Source organism: Bacillus sp. JK106, assembly GCF_053663355.1.
On sequence record NZ_JBSJQC010000004.1, the window covers coordinates 234983 to 250796 of the forward strand.

Sequence of the window (15814 nt, forward strand, 5' to 3'; positions counted from 1 at the left end):
GGCTCTCTTTTTTGTCAGATTTGTGACTAGGTCCATGGTAGGTTTTCTGACAAAAGGATGTTCAAATCTGTCAGAATTAAATATAATGAAGAGAAATTCAACAATTCGGAATAATCGTTCCGAATATCGGAATGATAATAAAATAAAACGTTTACAATACAGGAGGGAGCTTATGTTTCAGATTGACATCAATTGTGATTTAGGAGAGAGTTTCGGTGCTTATAAAATCGGACTGGATGAAGAGATTTTGGATTATGTGACATCTGCAAACATCGCCTGCGGCTTTCATGCGGGTGATCCCAGCGTGATGCGCAAAACGGTTGCGCTTGCGGCGGAAAAAGGCGTGAAAATCGGCGCTCATCCCGGGCTGTTCGATCTGCAGGGATTCGGGCGGCGGCAGATCGCGATTACGCCCGAGGAAGCGTATGATCTGACGCTGTATCAAATCGGCGCGCTGTCAGGGTTTTTAAAAGCGGAAGGTGTCGAGATGCAGCATGTGAAGCCGCACGGCGCTTTATATAATATGGCCGCTGTCAATCCCGGCCTGTCAGAAGCCATTGCTCAGGCGGTCTGTCATTTTGATCCCGGACTCATTCTTTTCGGGCTTTCCGGAAGCGAGCTGATTAAAGCGGGAGATCGAATCGGACTGAGGACGGCAAGCGAAGTGTTTGCGGACCGCACCTATCAGGAAGACGGCACGCTGACGCCGCGTTCGGAGCCGGATGCGCTGATTCAGGACGACAAAAAAGCGGTCGGGCAAGTGATTCAAATGGTGAAAGACAGCACGGTGACATCACGTAAGGGACAAGCTGTAAACCTGAAAGCGGACACGGTCTGCATTCACGGAGACGGCGCCCACGCCCTCACATTCGCAAAAACAATCAAAAAAGAATTAAAAGCGGCAGACATTCAAATCAGCGCGCTTGCAAAAGACTGAGCAGCAGAGGGAGGAAGACAGCATGGAGCAAAAGAAAAAAACAGCCGGAAAGGCTTCCGGCAAATGGTCGCTTCTTTTAGGCGCGACATTTTTGATGGCGACATCATCAATCGGGCCCGGCTTTCTGACGCAAACGGCCACGTTTACCAATACATTGGCGGCAAGCTTCGGCTTTATCATTTTAATCTCTATTATTTTGGACATCTTCGCGCAAACCAATGTATGGCGGATTATCGCGGTTTCCGGAAAGCGCGGCCAAGAGATTGCCAATATGGTGCTTCCGGGCGCCGGTTATGCCATTGCTTTTCTGGTCGTGCTCGGCGGACTTGCGTTTAATATCGGAAACATCGGCGGCGCGGGTCTCGGTCTTCAAGTATTATTCGGAATCAAACCGGAGATCGGCGCTTTAATCAGCGCTGCGATTGCGGTTCTGATTTTCGTCATAAAGGAAGCCGGAAAAGTCATGGACCGTTTTATGCAGATCGCCGGAATCGTCATGATCGTATTGACGGTGTATGTTGCCGTAACGACGGCTCCGCCGGTCGGACACGCCGTTGTGAAAACTTTTATGCCTGATCATATCAGTGTGCTGGCAATCGTGACGCTTGTCGGCGGCACGGTCGGCGGATACATTACATTTGCCGGCGGCCACCGCTTGCTTGATTCAGGCATCCAAGGGAAGGAAGTCATTCCTCAGGTGACGAAAAGCTCCATCACAGGCGTCTTGATTACATCTATTATGCGGATTGCCCTGTTTCTCGCCGTGCTCGGCGTCGTCTCAAAGGGCCTGCGCATCGATGCTGATAATCCCGCGGCTTCTGTGTTCAAGCTTGCGGCGGGAAATGTCGGCTATAAAATTTTCGGCGTCATCATGTGGTCTGCCGCTATCACGTCTGTCATCGGCGCCGCCTATACATCGGTGTCATTCTTCAAATCGTTTTCGGCAAAAATCGAAAAGCACTCTCATGGCGTAATTATCGGTTTTATCATTGTATCCACTCTTATTTTTGTCACGATCGGCCAGCCTGCCAAAATTCTGGTCGCGGTCGGTTCGCTTAACGGCTTAATTCTGCCGCTTGCATTAGCGATGATTCTGTTGGGCGCTTATAAGAAAAAAATCGTCGGCGATTACAAGCATCCGATCTGGCTCACGATTGCAGGGGCGATCGTGGTGGTTGTCATGGCGGTTATGGGCATCTATACATTATTCTCGCAAATGCCGCAGCTATGGAGCTGATGATATGAAAAACCATATGAGTGATACGAGTCCCGAAGAAGTCAGACAGCTTATCAGGAAAGGGCAGATGACCGGGCCGACGGCGGGGTTGGCCGCTTCTTACGCACAAGCCAATCTCGTCGTTTTGCAAAAGGATCTTGCCTTTGATTTTCTTTTATTCTGCCAGCGTAATCAAAAGCCTTGTCCGGTGCTTGATGTGACGGATACGGGTTCACCTGTTCCGGCAATAGCGGCGCCGGGAGCTGATATCCGGACGGACTTTCCGAAATACAGGATTTATCGGCATGGCGTGCTTACTGAAGAGGTAACGGATATTACGCCGTATTGGAAGGATGATTATGTCGGGTTTTTGATCGGCTGCAGTTTTTCATTCGAGCAGGCCCTTATCAATCAGCACATTCCAATCAGGCACATCGATGAGGGTGTGAATGTCCCCATGTATAAAACAAATATTGACTGTGTTCCGGCGGGCCCGTTTTCAGGAAAGATGGTCGTCAGCATGAGACCGATTCCGGAAAGGCTTGCAGTCCGCGCGGCGCAGGTCACGTCACGTTTTCCCGCCGTGCACGGCGCCCCCGTCCGCATCGGAAATCCGCAAAGCATCGGCATCAGCGATTTGCATCAGCCGGATTTCGGAGATGCCGTAACGGTGCGGGAAGGTGAAGTTCCCGTATTCTGGGCCTGCGGCGTTACACCCCAGGCGGTGATCATGGAAGCAAAGCCTGATATCGTAATAACACATTCACCGGGGCATATGCTGATCACCGATATACGAAATGAATCGCTTGCTGTCCTGTAAGTGAGAAAGAATACAACGAGGTGATGACAATGATGCAGTATAGCGGAAATACAGCGCTTGATATACAGCCGTACGGTGATTCCGCCGTTATCATCCGCTTTGGCGGGCACATCAGCGAAGAGGTCAACAGCCGGGTGCATGCGGCGGCAGCCTGTATGGAAGAACGGCCGTTTCCGGGCTTCGTTGAATGTATTCCGGCATTCACAAGCTTAACGATCTTTTATGACGTGTATGCCGTCTCAAACATAAAAAAAGGCATCTCTCCTTTTGCCCTGGTCAAGAAAGAAGTGACAGAACGTCTCAGTCATATAATGACCGGCCGCAAAGAAGAGCGCCGGGTGATGGAAATCCCCGTTTGCTACGGCGGTGATTTCGGTCCCGATTTAGAAGAGGTGGCTGAGATGAACGATCTGACCCCGGAAGACGTCATCCGCATTCATACCGAAGGCGAATATCTCGTTTATATGCTCGGATTTGCGCCGGGATTTCCGTTTTTAGGAGGAATGTCTGAGCGGATCAGAGCGCCGAGAAAGGCGTCGCCAAGGCCGTCCATCCCGGCCGGTTCAGTAGGAATCGCGGGAATGCAGACCGGTGTGTATCCGATATCCACTCCCGGCGGCTGGCAGCTGATCGGCAGCACCCCGCTCCGGCTTTTCAGGCCGGAAGAACATCCGCCGAGTCTTTTGAGAGCGGGCGATACGGTGAAATTCGTCCGGATCACAGCAGAGGAGTACAGCCGCATCAAGGAGGGAGCCGAATGAGTATGAAAGTGGTAAAACCCGGTCTCTTGACGACGGTTCAGGACACGGGACGGACGGGATATCAGAAATACGGTGTATTGGGAAGCGGCGCAATGGATACGATCTCTCTGCGCATCGCCAATCTTCTTGCCGGAAATCAAGAAAAAGAGGCGGGGCTTGAAGTTACGCTTATGGGGCCAGGGCCTTCCTTTGAGTTCTCAGAACCCGCGGTTATTGCCGTTACGGGAGCTGATTTCGCCTTTCATATTAATGGGGAGCCCGCCCCTCTGTGGAAGCCGGTTTTGATAAAGGAAAACAGCGTCGTCTCATTCGGGCCGTGCAAGATGGGGAGCCGCGCATATCTCGCCGTCGCGGGGGGATTTGACGTGCCCGCCGTCATGGAAAGCAAAAGCACGTATGTCAGAGCGGGGATCGGCGGCTTTTGCGGAAGAGCGCTGCAAAAAGATGATGAGCTGCCGCTCGGCCGTATGACGCCATGTTCGGAATCAATCGCGTACCGTCTGAGCGATTCTTTCGGACAGCATGGTTTCTCAGCGCCTGATTGGTCTGTCAGCAGCAGAGGATTTCTGCCGCTGAAAAAAAATCCGGTCATACGAGTGCTTGAAGGCGCTCAATTTCACGCTTTTACAGAAGAAACAAAATTACGTTTTTATCAAGAGTCATATACGGTCACGCCTCAATCCGACCGAATGGGCTACCGGCTGAAGGGCGCTCCGCTTGAATTGCGGGAGCCGCTGGAAATGGTATCTGAGGCCGTGACGTTCGGAACGGTGCAGGTGCCGCCGGACGGCAATCCGATTATTCTGCTGGCTGACAGACAGACGACGGGGGGCTATCCGCGGATGGCGCATATCATATCCGCCGATCTTCCTCTCGTCGCCCAAACGATGCCGGGGGAACATATTACGTTCCGGGCCGTTTCGCTAGAGGAAGCGGAAATGCTGCTTTTGGAGAAGGAACAGCAGCTGAAGGAGCTGAAAGCAAGGCTCAAAATGGAATGGCTGATCTGACAAAGGGGCTAAAGACCATGGAAAACAAAAACAAGACCGTCATCAAATCAATGGAACTGCTTCATTTGTTTCTGACTGAACCGAGCCTGAGCTTAAATGAGCTGGTTTCTCTATCGGAAATGCCGAAGACTTCGGTTCACCGGATGGCAAGCTCACTGGAAGAAACGGGATTTCTCACCCGGGCAGCGGACGGCCGTTATCAGCTTGGTCTGATCTTTTTACAATTCGGCCAGCTCGTCTCTGAACGTCTGGATATCAGGAAAATAGCCAAGCCGATTATGGAAGAGCTGTGCGGCGAAGTGGATGAGGCCGTTCAGCTGATCATGAGGGACGGGGATGAAGCCATTTACGTCGAAAAAATTGAAGGCACCCAAACCGTCCGCCTGTATACGGCAATCGGCCGCCGGTCGCCGCTGTACGCGGGAGCGTGCGCCAGAAGCATTTTATCGTTTCTGCCGGAAGAGGAGATTGACACATACATTCAGAAGACAAAGCTTGCCGCAATCGCCTCAGGCACGATGACGGATCGGGCTGAACTGCTTCACTCCATTGAAAGATCCTTGCAATCAGGTTATACGATCAGCTATTCGGAATTAGAAGATTATACGGCGGCGATCGGGGCGCCGATTTTCAATCACGAAGGTAAGGTGGCTGCCGGAATCAGCATCGCCGGCTTCGAAGCCCGGTTTTCAGAGGACAGGCTGCCGTATTTAACCGAAAAGGTCAAAAACGCCGCACAGCATATTTCTGAGAAATTAGGTTATTGACCGAGCCAATTTTTCTTCACTCGCGTACATTACAATATCGATAGTAACGAGTGGAGGAAAGTAAATGGGACTTGTTTATACGGCGCTGGGGGATTCTTTGACGACGGGGAGGGGATCCGGACCGTTTTCCGCCGGTTTTGTCCAGCGGTTCGGGCGCATGATGGCAGAAGATTTACAGACAAAAACCGACGTATCCATCTTTGCCAAATCAGGCCTTGAGACTGGAGAAATTCTCGGGCTTATGTCCTTACCGTATATTCAGAGGCGGATTCAGGCTGCTGATATGATTACGATTACAGGCTGCGGCAACGATTTGATTGATTCGGTTCAGGCATATCAGCAAACATCGGATGCTTCGGTATTCACCAGCGTGTCCAGTCACTGCCATGAGAACTTTGAAAAGATGATAGCCAAGATCGCTGCCTTAAAAGGGCCGCACCCGTCTCCTTATGAGATCCGCGTCTTCAATTTATACAATCCTTTCCCGGGCATCTCCATTGCAGAAAAATGGATATCCTCTTATAATGCGCACCTCAGCACGCTCGCATCGGCGCCGCACGTCAAAATTGCCGACGTCCACAGCGCTTTCAAAGGAAAAATGAATGAATATCTTTCTCATGACCGCGTACACCCCAACAGCAAGGGGTATGAAGTCATGGCATGCGTCCTGCGGGGGCTCGGATACGGAAGCCTCGCCCGCTCATAAACCGCGCGCTCCTTTTCATGGGGAGCGCGCTTTTCGTGCTCCTTAAAACAAACTTAAAATTGTCCGACTTTCGTTCTATCCGCGCAAAAAGTACGCTAGAATAATGGGGGATAAAGACAGAAATAGAATTGTGTTCAAAAAATGATAACAGAAAGGATGGATTGCTTTGCTGCGCGCCTTAAAACTGTCACTCGCGATGCTGATTATTATACTTGCGGCCGCCGCATTTACGTATGCGGAACATACCTCCGTCATACAGCCGGTTATGCTCGTGTTTCTCGGTGCGGTCATGTTCATTCAGGGGCTGGAGGAAAAACGGAAAGAAAACGACGGCTCCGGGAAATTCAATATCTATACCGCCGTTTTTGTATGGTCGATCTCCTTAATCGGTTTTACGCTTCACGCGATCTGAGTCTGATAGATCCTGAAAATGCTCCACAACAGGAAATGGTGAATAAAAACGGTGCAGTAAGGCTTTCCACTCCTGATATTCCGGCGATCCGCGAAAGCCTTTTGTATGATCTTCTAATGTCTCCCATTCCACAAGCAGCAAATATTTATGCGTCTTTTCCATACATTTGGACAAGGAATGGGACAGATAACCTTTCATGCCCGCGATAATCGGCTCCGCCCGGCGGAATGCCTCTTCGAATTCCCCCTCAAGGCCTTCTTTTACATACAGCATGGCTGCTTCTCTGATCATCTGAAATTCCTCCTTTTTTTAATAGATACATTGTATAAGAATATGGGCCGTGACGGCCGGAAAAACAAAAAAATTTTAAACGCTCTGAGAAAAAAATCCTTGCCAGCCTGATTTGGTTTAGGAGAAAATAACAGTTGGAAGGCAGGGGAATAGACAGTGAAAAAAGGGTTATACCTATTACTTTTACTCGCAGGAATCATAGGTTTGATCGGCTGCTCGAAAACGGAATCGGCCGAAGACAGAATGAAAGATTTCGTAAAAGACTGGAACGGCGGTCATTACGATAAGATGTACCAAAGCCTCACCCAAGATGAAAAGAAAAAACGATCCAAAAAGGATTTTGTAAAACGATATGAAACCATTTATGAACAAGCGGGGGTCAAAAATCTGAAAGTCACTGCCGAAAAACAGGACGAAGACGATAAGAAAAAAGATGACCTCCAGCACATCGATTATAAAGTCAGCATGGATACAAAAGCAGGGAAGGTCGCTTTTGAAAACACGGCCGTCCTGAAAAAAGAGAAAACAGACGATGGCGAATCATGGAACATTGACTGGAATCCTTCTTTTATTTTCAAACAGCTTTCCGATGATAAAACCGTGCAGATCGCAAATGAGGAACCGAAGCGCGGACAAATTTACGACAAAGACGGAAAAGGTCTCGCCGTGAATACCGAAGTGCCGGAAATCGGCATTATCCCTGGAAAACTCGGCAAGGATAAAGACAGCGTGATCAAAAAACTGTCTGAAAAACTGGACCTTTCTGAAGACGATATCAAAAGCAAACTGAACCAGGGCTGGGTAAAAGACGACTCCTATGTCCCGATTCAAAAAATCAGACCGGATGATGAAAGCAAGGTCAAAAGCCTGCTCGCACTAGACGGCGTGACGAAAACGAAAGTCAGCTCCCGCTACTATCCGTACGGCGAAAAAGCGGCCCATCTGACCGGCTATATTAAAACCATCACAGCGGAGCAGCTGAAAAAAGCGAAAGACGGCCAATACAGCGATACTTCCAAAATCGGCATCGCCGGCCTTGAGAATGTATATGAAGACAAGCTGCGCGGCAAGACCGGTTGGAAAATTTACGTCCCGCAAACAGGTGAGGTCATTGCTGAAAAGAAAGCCGAAAGCGGGCAGGATATTCATGTAACGATTGACATGAAAACGCAGACGAAGCTGTATGATTCTATGAAAGACGACAGCGGAGCGGCAGTCGCCCTCGAACCGCAAACGGGTGAGACCCTCGCGCTCGTCAGCGCACCGTCTTATGACCCGAACGGCTTTCTTTTCGGCTGGAGCGGAAAAGAGTGGAAAAAGCTGAATGAAGATAAAAACAATCCGTTTTCAGCGAAATTCAACAAACTTTATGCGCCGGGATCAACGATTAAACCGATTGCCGCGGCAGTCGGCCTGACAAACGGCACATTGAAAGCGTCGGAAAAGAAAAAAATCACCGGAAAAGAGTGGCAGAAAGATTCGAGCTGGGGCGGTTACCATGTCACACGCGTATCAGAGCGCCTGAATGAAGTGGATCTCGAAAACGCGCTGATCACATCGGACAACATCTACTTTGCGCAAAATGCCATAGATGCCGGAGCGGACGCGTTTACAAAAGGATTAAAAACATTTGGCTTTGATGAAGAGATTCCGTACCAATTTCCGATTGAAAAGTCCTCAATCGCTAACGGCAAGCTTGATTCCGAGATCCTTCTCGGAGATACGGGCTACGGCCAGGGGCAGATGCTGATGTCTCCTCTGCACTTAGCGGCTGACTATACCGCATTTGTAACAGACGGAAATCTCGTCAAACCGACATTGATCAAAGACGGAGAAAAAACACCGCAAATCTGGCATAAGCAAGTGGTGTCGAAAGCCAATGCCGAAGAAATCACGAAAGGGCTGAGAGGCGTCGTTGAAGATCCGCGCGGCTCTGCATATCAGCCGGCCGTAAGCGGCATTACCGTAGCCGGAAAAACCGGTACAGCCGAGCTGAAAACGTCTAAAGAAGATAAAGACGGCAAAGAAAACGGCTGGTTTGTCGGTTACGATTATAAAAAGAAAGACCTCTTGATCGCGATGATGATTCAAGACGTCAAAAAACGCGGCGGAAGCCATTACGTCGTTGAAAAAGCGAAAAAGCAGTTTCAGAATCATTAAATGACGATTTTTGCGGGCTGAAAGGAAAATCGGCCGCCGAAGCAGAATGAAACAGCATGGGCAATTCCTGAAAACAGAGATACAAGAGGCTCTAAGAAAAAGGGGGATTTCACATGCAGCGCATTCAATTGGCTGAAGACCTGGAATTTTCAAGAGTGATACACGGGCTTTGGCGTCTGAACGAATGGAATGTTTCAGACGGAGAGCTGCTGAATCTGATTGAATGGTGTATCAGCCAAGGCATCACCACCTTCGATCATGCCGATATATACGGCGGTTATACGTGTGAAAAGCTGTTCGGCGGCGCTTTGTCCCTTTCGCCTTCAATAAGGGAGCGAATCGAAATCGTCACAAAATGCGGGATTGTCATTGAATCACCGGAGCGGCCAGGAAACAAGTCGCATCATTATAATACGTCGAAGTCTCACATCTTAGCGTCGGCGGAGCAGTCGCTTTTGAATCTGAATACGGATTATCTGGATGTGCTGCTCATTCACAGACCGGACCCGCTTATGGATCCGGAGGCTGTGGCTGAAGCGTTTCACGCGCTGAAAAGCTCGGGCAAGGTCAGATATTTCGGGGTATCGAACTTTAAAGCGCACCAGTACAGAATGCTCGAATCCTATTTGGATGATCCGCTCATCACAAACCAAATTGAAATCTCGGCGTACAAGCTGGAAAATATTCATGACGGCACGCTGGATTTCTGTCTGGAAAAACGCATTCCGCCGATGGCGTGGTCACCGCTTGCGGGCGGGAGCGTCTTTACAGGACAATCAGATAAGGCCCTCCGAATCCGTGCCGCGCTTCGTTCCGTACAGGAAGAAATCGGCGCCGCTTCCATTGACGAAGTCATGTACGCATGGCTGTTCACCCACCCGGCAGACATCATGCCGATTGTCGGCAGCGGAAAAGAGAACCGCATTTCCGCCGCGGTGCGTGCATCCGCGTACAAACTCAGCCATGATCAGTGGTTCAGGATTTATACCGGTGTCCAAGGCTGCGATATTCCATAAACAGAACAAACGCCCGGAAGGTATCTTCCGGGCGTTTGTTTATGTGGTGTGCAATGTCTAAAAACAAGTAAGGTCACTTTGAAGTATAGCCGTGCGGATCAAGAGTAACAAGCGTCATGGCATATTATCTGACACATTTTTCTTTTTCAATACTGTCACATGGCCCAGTGCCAAATTGCCATTTGAAAATGGTTGAATAATCATTGAAAGCGTTTTATATTATAATTTACACCACTTTCCCCGGCAGCACTCCCCATATGCCATACTTCTCACAACTAGAAAATCTGGAGGCGCGTTTCATGTATATGACAGCGAGAGAACAAAAATTAATGAAACATCTATTACTGCAGAACCGTTACGAGACAGTGCATGAACTGGCAGAAGCTTTACAAGTCAGCACAAGAACCGTTCACCGCGAGTTAAAAACAATCAAACCGATGATGGAATCATTCGGTCTGGCACTTGATAAACAGCCCGGCAAAGGACTGAAAGCGGTAGGAAACCCGGAGGACAAACAAAAACTCCTGTCAGACCTGTCCTATGAACAGCATGAATACAGCGCTGAGGAGCGGAAACTTTTAATTCTATGTTCACTATTAGAGTCGCAAGAGCCGATCAAGCTCTACAGTCTGGCGAACGAATTGCAAGTGACAAACGCGACAATCAGCTATGACCTGGATGAGCTGGAGACTTGGATTGCGCCCTTCGGCTTGACGCTGATCCGAAAAAGGGGCTTCGGCATTCAGCTGACGGGGCCGGAAAATGCGAAACGGAAAATCGTCGGCAATCTCATCGTCAACCGGCTTGATATTCAGAGCTTTTTGGAAGCGGTTGAATTCAATATTAAAGGAAAACCGGATGATGCTGAAAAAATGTTCGGCGTCGTAAATAAAGCGGAACTTTTGAAAATGGACCGGCTCTTGATTCAGCTCAAGGAAAAAATCGCGATCGCCTTATCTGACAGCTCATACATGGCGCTTGCGGTTCATTTAACCTTTGCGATGGACCGGATCAGGCTCGGAGAAACCATCACGATGGAGGCTTCGGAACTAAAAGCGCTGCAGCAGACGAAGGAGTACGGCTCTGCGCTGGAAATGGCAAAAGAGCTTGAAAAAGCGTTCGGCGTTTCAATTCCGGAAGCTGAGATCGGTTATATCACCATTCATTTGCGGAGCGCCAACCGCCAATACAAAACGGAATTCAAACCGGAAAACATTGAAGTTGAAACGGCCTTGCAAACGAAGCAGCTGATCGGCTTCATTTCTGAAAAAATCAAAATTGATCTGACGGAAAACGGTTCTTTATACGACGGTTTAATCGCCCATTTGGAGCCTGCGATCAACCGGGTAAAAGAAAATATCGACATGTACAACCCGATGACCGAGCAAATTAAACGCGACTACTTTCTGCTGTACATGGCCGTAGAAGAAGGAATGGAAAAATTCTTTCCGGGGCTTCTTTTCTCTGATGATGAGATCGCTTTCATCGTTCTTCACTTCGGCTCCGCTCTGGAAATCAAACGGGAAGAAGCGAAGATCAAGGCGCTGATCGTCTGTTCCAGCGGCATCGGGTCGTCCAAAATGCTCGCATCCAGGCTGAAAAAGGAGCTTCCGGAAATCCGTTCCTTTGATATGTCTTCCCTCATCGAACTGAAGGACCGAGACATCACCGCGTATGACATGATCGTATCCACCGTTCCGATCCCGTATAGACACATAGATTACGTCATGGTCAGTCCGCTTTTAAACGAAGAAGACGCTGATCAGGTGAAGCAGTACATCAAAAGAAAAATTCCGCTGATTCTTGACAAAAAAAGAAACGGTAAAAGAGAAGAGAAGCAGCCGGAGACGCCTGATATGCTGGAAGCGGCCGGCCGTATGGCACATTATGCGGCGGTTATCCAAAGCGTGCTGCGGAACTTTTCGGTCAAATCCATTGAGTCAAACACGGCGTACGAACTGTTTTTGAATCGTTTGTTTGCCATGCTTGAGCAAGAAGGATTTGTCCGTAATGCCAAACAAACCGCACAGCGCCTTGCAGAGCGTGAACGACAGGGCGGACTCGGCATTCCGGGAACGGCGATGGCGCTGTACCATCTCAAAAATGAAGAAATTGTCACGCCTTTTTTCAAAATTTATGATTTGACGGCTCCATGCAGTGTCAAAGGCATGGACGGAAATTCCCTGACCGTCGGCCGCGCTTTGGTGATGATGGCGCCGGCTGATATGCCCGCTGAAGGGTCGGAAATACTAAGTGCGGTCAGCTCCGCCATCATCGATTCCGAAGACAGTATAAAAGCCTTCCAGACGGAGGATGAAGCCGATTTATACAAACGTTTAAACAAGCTGTTTTATCATTTCATTCAGGAGAAAGGACAGCGGTAAACAGAAAGCGCACACCTCATATGGGGTGTGTTTTTTTCTGCATGTATGAGGGTAAGGGGAAGGGAAGAAACTAAAAACATGGGACTATTGTATCATTCACGAATGGAATAGTTCTAAAACAAAATTGTTTTACAAGTTATATTTTTTGGTTTAAAATGGGTTGCGTGAGGAAGAAAATCTGACAGAGTTTTTTGTGATTTATGATTATGGGAGATGAAAATATGGAGACATTACAGCATCTGATTCTGCATGACATTTCAAATAGCGAAGAGATCGAAGCTGTAAAAAGCGGTGCGCATACCCTGACCTACGCGGAATATCGAAAACGAATCAACCAGCTTGCACAAGCGCTTCTTGATAAAGGAATAAAAAAAGGCGACAGAGTGGCGATGCTTTGCAAAAACGGCCACGCGTCATCCATTGTCATGTTTGCGGCACTCGAAATCGGCGCGGTTGTTGTGCCGGTCAGCTGGCAATTAACACCTTACGAAATGAAAGGCATTTTAGCAGCCTGTGAACCGAAAGCTGTCTTTTTCGGCACTGAATTTAAAGAGATTATGGAAGAAGTTCTTCCTGCGCTGGTATCTTCTCTTAAACTGAAGGTCGAGACAGGAACAGCTGCGGAGACAACGCCTGAGTTTGACGCTTTATTGACAGGCTCCGGTGATACACCGGATGTCGAAACGGTGTCTGAAAACGATACGGCATTGCTGATGTTTACTTCAGGTACAACCGGCAATCCGAAACGCTGCATGATCACTCACGGCGGCATATACAACTACGTAAACGCGACATTGGCTTACACGGGGAGAATGCAGCATGTCCGCTTCTTAGCATGCCATCCGAATTACCATACGAGCGCGATTATCTGCCAGATGGTCGGCACGATGAGCGGAACGACATTCATTATGACAGACAATCAGGACCCTGTGGAAAACTTGAAGCTCATCGAAAAAGAAAAAATTCAAACCATCATGGCGCTGCCAGTCTATTTCACATACCTGCTGAAAGCATGGGAAACGCACCAGACTGACATGTCTTCTATCGTTTATATGATGACGGGAGGCACAAAGGTGCCAAGCAGCCTGATCCAGCAGTATCTCGACATCGGCATCCCGCTCATGCACGGATACGGAAGCACGGAAGCGTGGGGCATCAGTTCTTGGAATCCGCAAATGGGAATGGATAAAGCCGCTTCCGCGGGTAAACCGATGGAAGAAGTGGACGTCCGCGTTGTAGATCCGGAAACAGGTGAAGTCCTTCCGCAAGGCTCAATCGGAGAAGTCGTTGTGGCAAGTCCGTTTTTATTCAAAGGCTACGAAGGTAACGAAGAAGCGACACGAAAAGTGCTGAAAGACGGCTGGTTCCATACCGGCGATTCCGGCTATGTGGATGAAGACGGATTTATCTTTATCACCGGACGTTATAAAGATGTCATCATCTACGGCGGCGATAATATTTATCCTGACCAGATTGAAGAAGTCATTCAGCAAGTGCCGGGAATTCTCGAAACAGCGGTTGTCGGTATCCCTGATCCGCTTTACGGCGAAAAGCCGAAAGCGTTCATCGTGACAAACGGCAGAGAAGACCTGACAGAAGAAGAAGTGACCCGATTCCTGCAAGAACGTCTTGCTGCCTTTAAAATTCCGGACATTGAGTTCGTCAGCGAACTTCCGAAAAACAACCTTGGAAAAGTGAGAAAAGACGTGCTCCGCAAACAAGCGGTACGTTCATAATAGAAAACAAAAACCCGGCTGCCAGCCGGGTTTTTTTCTTGCGTTCCATGTGAAACATTTTTCTCCGAAAACGTTTTGAACTGTCTCAATCATGTTTATCCGGAAGACAGCAGAGGTAGACAAGAAATATGACAACGAACCAGAAGGAGGAACTTGACATGGAAAACTATCCGAAGGAATTCCCGGCGGAATCACAAAACCGCCAGCCGGGCATTGAAAGCGAAATGAATCCGGCGCCTGTTTACGAATACAAAGAATATAAAGGCGCTGACAAATTAAAAGGAAAAACCGCGCTCATCACAGGGGGCGACAGCGGTATCGGACGCGCCGTTGCGGTTGCTTACGCGAAGGAAGGCGCAAATGTCGCGATCGTCTATTTTGATGAACACGATGATGCGGAAGATACAAAAAAACGAGTGGAAGAAGAAGGCGTAAAATGTCTGTTAATCCCCGGCGATGTCGGTGAGGAAGACTTTTGCAATGAAGCCGTTGAAAAAACGGTTGAAGAATTCGGGCGTCTTGATATTCTCGTGAATAACGCCGCGGAACAGCATCCGAAAGAAAGCATTAAAGACATCACAAGCGAGCAGCTTCACAGAACCTTTAAGACAAACTTTTACTCACAATTTTATTTGACTAAAAAAGCAATTGATTACATGAAGCCGGGCAGCGCGATCATCAATACGACATCCATTAATCCTTACACAGGCAATCCGCAGCTGATTGACTACACGGCTACGAAAGGCGCGATTAACGGTTTTACGAGATCCATGGCGCAAGCGCTCGTCAGCGATGGTATCCGTGTCAACGCCGTGGCGCCGGGGCCGATCTGGACACCGCTTATTCCGGCGACATTCTCAGAAGAAACAGTCGCTTCCTTCGGTCAGGATACGCCGATGGGCCGGGCAGGCCAGCCTGTTGAGCATGTCGGCTGCTATGTGCTCTTGGCCTCAGACGAATCCTCTTATATGACCGGACAGACGCTGCATGTCAACGGCGGCAGATTTGTGACCACATAAGGAGGCTGAAGCATGACGATATCGAAACATGACGTGAATGCATACTATCAAAAAGCGGGAATTGTTCTGACTGATGATGAAGTCGAAGACATTCAAATCATGGATTACGGCTTAGGCAAGCTTAAAGAAACCGGGCTTCAGCTGTTTATTTACGTGAATACCGACCGCTACTGTTCGAAAGAATTGGTGCTCTTCCCGCGCCAGACGTGTCCGGAACACCGCCATCCGCCGGTCGGCGGCGAGAAGGGAAAACAAGAGACATTCCGCTGCCGCTGGGGGAAGGTGTATCTCTACGTGGAAGGCGAAAAGACAGAGAACCCAAGCGTCCTCCCGCCGGAAGAAGACAAGGAGTACTACACCGTCTGGCATGAGATTGTGCTTGAGCCGGGCGGACAATACACCATTCCGCCGGATACGAAGCATTGGTTTCAAGCGGGAGAAGAAGGGGCGGTCGTTACGGAAATGTCATCGACAAGCACGGATGATCACGATGTTTTCACCGACCCGCGCATTTAAGGATGAGGCTGCACGCCTCATCTTTTTTGTATGGAAAAAAATAAATTTACCTGTATAATGGCT

At 49.0% G+C, this 15814-nt stretch carries 15 protein-coding genes; 14 read left to right on the plus strand and 1 reads right to left on the minus strand.

Annotation, left to right across the window (positions count from 1 at the left end):
* The first annotated feature begins 172 nt into the window (after positions 1 to 172).
* The 8 genes from ACWJJS_RS16430 to ACWJJS_RS16465 all read left to right on the plus strand — a co-directional run bounded on the left by ACWJJS_RS16430 (position 173) and on the right by ACWJJS_RS16465 (position 6629).
* Positions 173 to 937 (plus strand): 5-oxoprolinase subunit PxpA, encoded by a 765-nt coding sequence (locus ACWJJS_RS16430; protein WP_003156290.1) that lies wholly within the window; start codon positions 173 to 175, stop codon positions 935 to 937.
* Between the two features lie 22 nt (positions 938 to 959).
* Complete coding sequence (locus ACWJJS_RS16435; RefSeq protein WP_454023713.1) at positions 960 to 2174, plus strand: NRAMP family divalent metal transporter; 1215 nt, start codon at positions 960 to 962, stop codon at positions 2172 to 2174.
* A 4-nt stretch (positions 2175 to 2178) separates the two neighbouring features.
* Positions 2179 to 2973: a putative hydro-lyase gene (locus tag ACWJJS_RS16440; RefSeq protein WP_454023714.1), complete on the plus strand. Its 795-nt coding sequence runs from the start codon at positions 2179 to 2181 to the stop codon at positions 2971 to 2973.
* 29 nt (positions 2974 to 3002) lie between these two features.
* Positions 3003 to 3734: a 5-oxoprolinase subunit PxpB gene (gene pxpB / locus ACWJJS_RS16445; RefSeq protein WP_094247233.1), complete on the plus strand. Its 732-nt coding sequence runs from the start codon at positions 3003 to 3005 to the stop codon at positions 3732 to 3734.
* Positions 3735 to 3736: 2 nt separating this feature from the next.
* Positions 3737 to 4744 (plus strand): 5-oxoprolinase subunit C family protein, encoded by a 1008-nt coding sequence (locus ACWJJS_RS16450; protein WP_454023748.1) that lies wholly within the window; start codon positions 3737 to 3739, stop codon positions 4742 to 4744.
* A gap of 17 nt (positions 4745 to 4761) precedes the next feature.
* On the plus strand, positions 4762 to 5511 hold the full coding sequence (locus tag ACWJJS_RS16455) for an IclR family transcriptional regulator (RefSeq protein ID WP_060563092.1): 750 nt from the start codon (positions 4762 to 4764) through the stop codon (positions 5509 to 5511).
* Positions 5512 to 5575: 64 nt separating this feature from the next.
* Positions 5576 to 6217 (plus strand): GDSL-type esterase/lipase family protein, encoded by a 642-nt coding sequence (locus ACWJJS_RS16460; RefSeq protein ID WP_063174372.1) that lies wholly within the window; start codon positions 5576 to 5578, stop codon positions 6215 to 6217.
* A gap of 196 nt (positions 6218 to 6413) precedes the next feature.
* Complete coding sequence (locus tag ACWJJS_RS16465) at positions 6414 to 6629, plus strand: YczI family protein (protein ID WP_369719110.1); 216 nt, start codon at positions 6414 to 6416, stop codon at positions 6627 to 6629.
* On the opposite strand, the gene ACWJJS_RS16470 is transcribed toward ACWJJS_RS16465, so the two are convergent.
* The gene (locus ACWJJS_RS16470) at positions 6600 to 6920 is read right to left on the minus strand and encodes an antibiotic biosynthesis monooxygenase family protein (RefSeq protein ID WP_003156282.1); all 321 of its coding nucleotides are present in this window, start codon (positions 6918 to 6920) and stop codon (positions 6600 to 6602) included. The two genes, ACWJJS_RS16465 and ACWJJS_RS16470, sit on opposite strands and share 30 nt — an antisense overlap.
* 156 nt (positions 6921 to 7076) lie before the next feature.
* Between ACWJJS_RS16470 and ACWJJS_RS16475 the strand changes: the two genes are divergently transcribed.
* From ACWJJS_RS16475 to ACWJJS_RS16500, 6 genes are all read left to right on the plus strand, one after another.
* On the plus strand, positions 7077 to 9080 hold the full coding sequence (locus ACWJJS_RS16475; protein ID WP_014304355.1) for a penicillin-binding transpeptidase domain-containing protein: 2004 nt from the start codon (positions 7077 to 7079) through the stop codon (positions 9078 to 9080).
* Positions 9081 to 9193: 113 nt separating this feature from the next.
* Positions 9194 to 10096, plus strand: coding sequence for an aldo/keto reductase (locus ACWJJS_RS16480; protein WP_043866837.1), 903 nt, complete (start codon positions 9194 to 9196; stop codon positions 10094 to 10096).
* A gap of 299 nt (positions 10097 to 10395) precedes the next feature.
* Positions 10396 to 12480, plus strand: coding sequence for a BglG family transcription antiterminator (locus ACWJJS_RS16485; RefSeq protein WP_454023715.1), 2085 nt, complete (start codon positions 10396 to 10398; stop codon positions 12478 to 12480).
* A 221-nt stretch (positions 12481 to 12701) separates the two neighbouring features.
* Positions 12702 to 14216 (plus strand): class I adenylate-forming enzyme family protein, encoded by a 1515-nt coding sequence (locus ACWJJS_RS16490; protein WP_156735918.1) that lies wholly within the window; start codon positions 12702 to 12704, stop codon positions 14214 to 14216.
* Between the two features lie 158 nt (positions 14217 to 14374).
* A complete protein-coding gene (locus ACWJJS_RS16495) occupies positions 14375 to 15235 on the plus strand; it encodes an SDR family oxidoreductase (RefSeq protein ID WP_454023716.1) in 861 nt (286 codons plus the stop codon).
* 12 nt (positions 15236 to 15247) lie between these two features.
* Complete coding sequence (locus tag ACWJJS_RS16500) at positions 15248 to 15751, plus strand: D-lyxose/D-mannose family sugar isomerase (RefSeq protein ID WP_285980210.1); 504 nt, start codon at positions 15248 to 15250, stop codon at positions 15749 to 15751.
* Positions 15752 to 15814: the final 63 nt, after the last annotated feature.

Coding starts and splice junctions, on each gene's coding strand:
- ACWJJS_RS16430 (WP_003156290.1), top strand. CDS start 173: ATGTTTCAGATTGACATCAATTGTGATTTAGGAGAGAGTTTCGGTGCT.
- ACWJJS_RS16435 (WP_454023713.1), top strand. CDS start 960: ATGGAGCAAAAGAAAAAAACAGCCGGAAAGGCTTCCGGCAAATGGTCG.
- ACWJJS_RS16440 (WP_454023714.1), top strand. CDS start 2,179: ATGAAAAACCATATGAGTGATACGAGTCCCGAAGAAGTCAGACAGCTT.
- pxpB (WP_094247233.1), top strand. CDS start 3,003: ATGATGCAGTATAGCGGAAATACAGCGCTTGATATACAGCCGTACGGT.
- ACWJJS_RS16450 (WP_454023748.1), top strand. CDS start 3,737: ATGAAAGTGGTAAAACCCGGTCTCTTGACGACGGTTCAGGACACGGGA.
- ACWJJS_RS16455 (WP_060563092.1), top strand. CDS start 4,762: ATGGAAAACAAAAACAAGACCGTCATCAAATCAATGGAACTGCTTCAT.
- ACWJJS_RS16460 (WP_063174372.1), top strand. CDS start 5,576: ATGGGACTTGTTTATACGGCGCTGGGGGATTCTTTGACGACGGGGAGG.
- ACWJJS_RS16465 (WP_369719110.1), top strand. CDS start 6,414: ATGCTGATTATTATACTTGCGGCCGCCGCATTTACGTATGCGGAACAT.
- ACWJJS_RS16470 (WP_003156282.1), bottom strand. CDS start 6,920: ATGATCAGAGAAGCAGCCATGCTGTATGTAAAAGAAGGCCTTGAGGGG.
- ACWJJS_RS16480 (WP_043866837.1), top strand. CDS start 9,194: ATGCAGCGCATTCAATTGGCTGAAGACCTGGAATTTTCAAGAGTGATA.
- ACWJJS_RS16485 (WP_454023715.1), top strand. CDS start 10,396: ATGTATATGACAGCGAGAGAACAAAAATTAATGAAACATCTATTACTG.
- ACWJJS_RS16490 (WP_156735918.1), top strand. CDS start 12,702: ATGGAGACATTACAGCATCTGATTCTGCATGACATTTCAAATAGCGAA.
- ACWJJS_RS16495 (WP_454023716.1), top strand. CDS start 14,375: ATGGAAAACTATCCGAAGGAATTCCCGGCGGAATCACAAAACCGCCAG.
- ACWJJS_RS16500 (WP_285980210.1), top strand. CDS start 15,248: ATGACGATATCGAAACATGACGTGAATGCATACTATCAAAAAGCGGGA.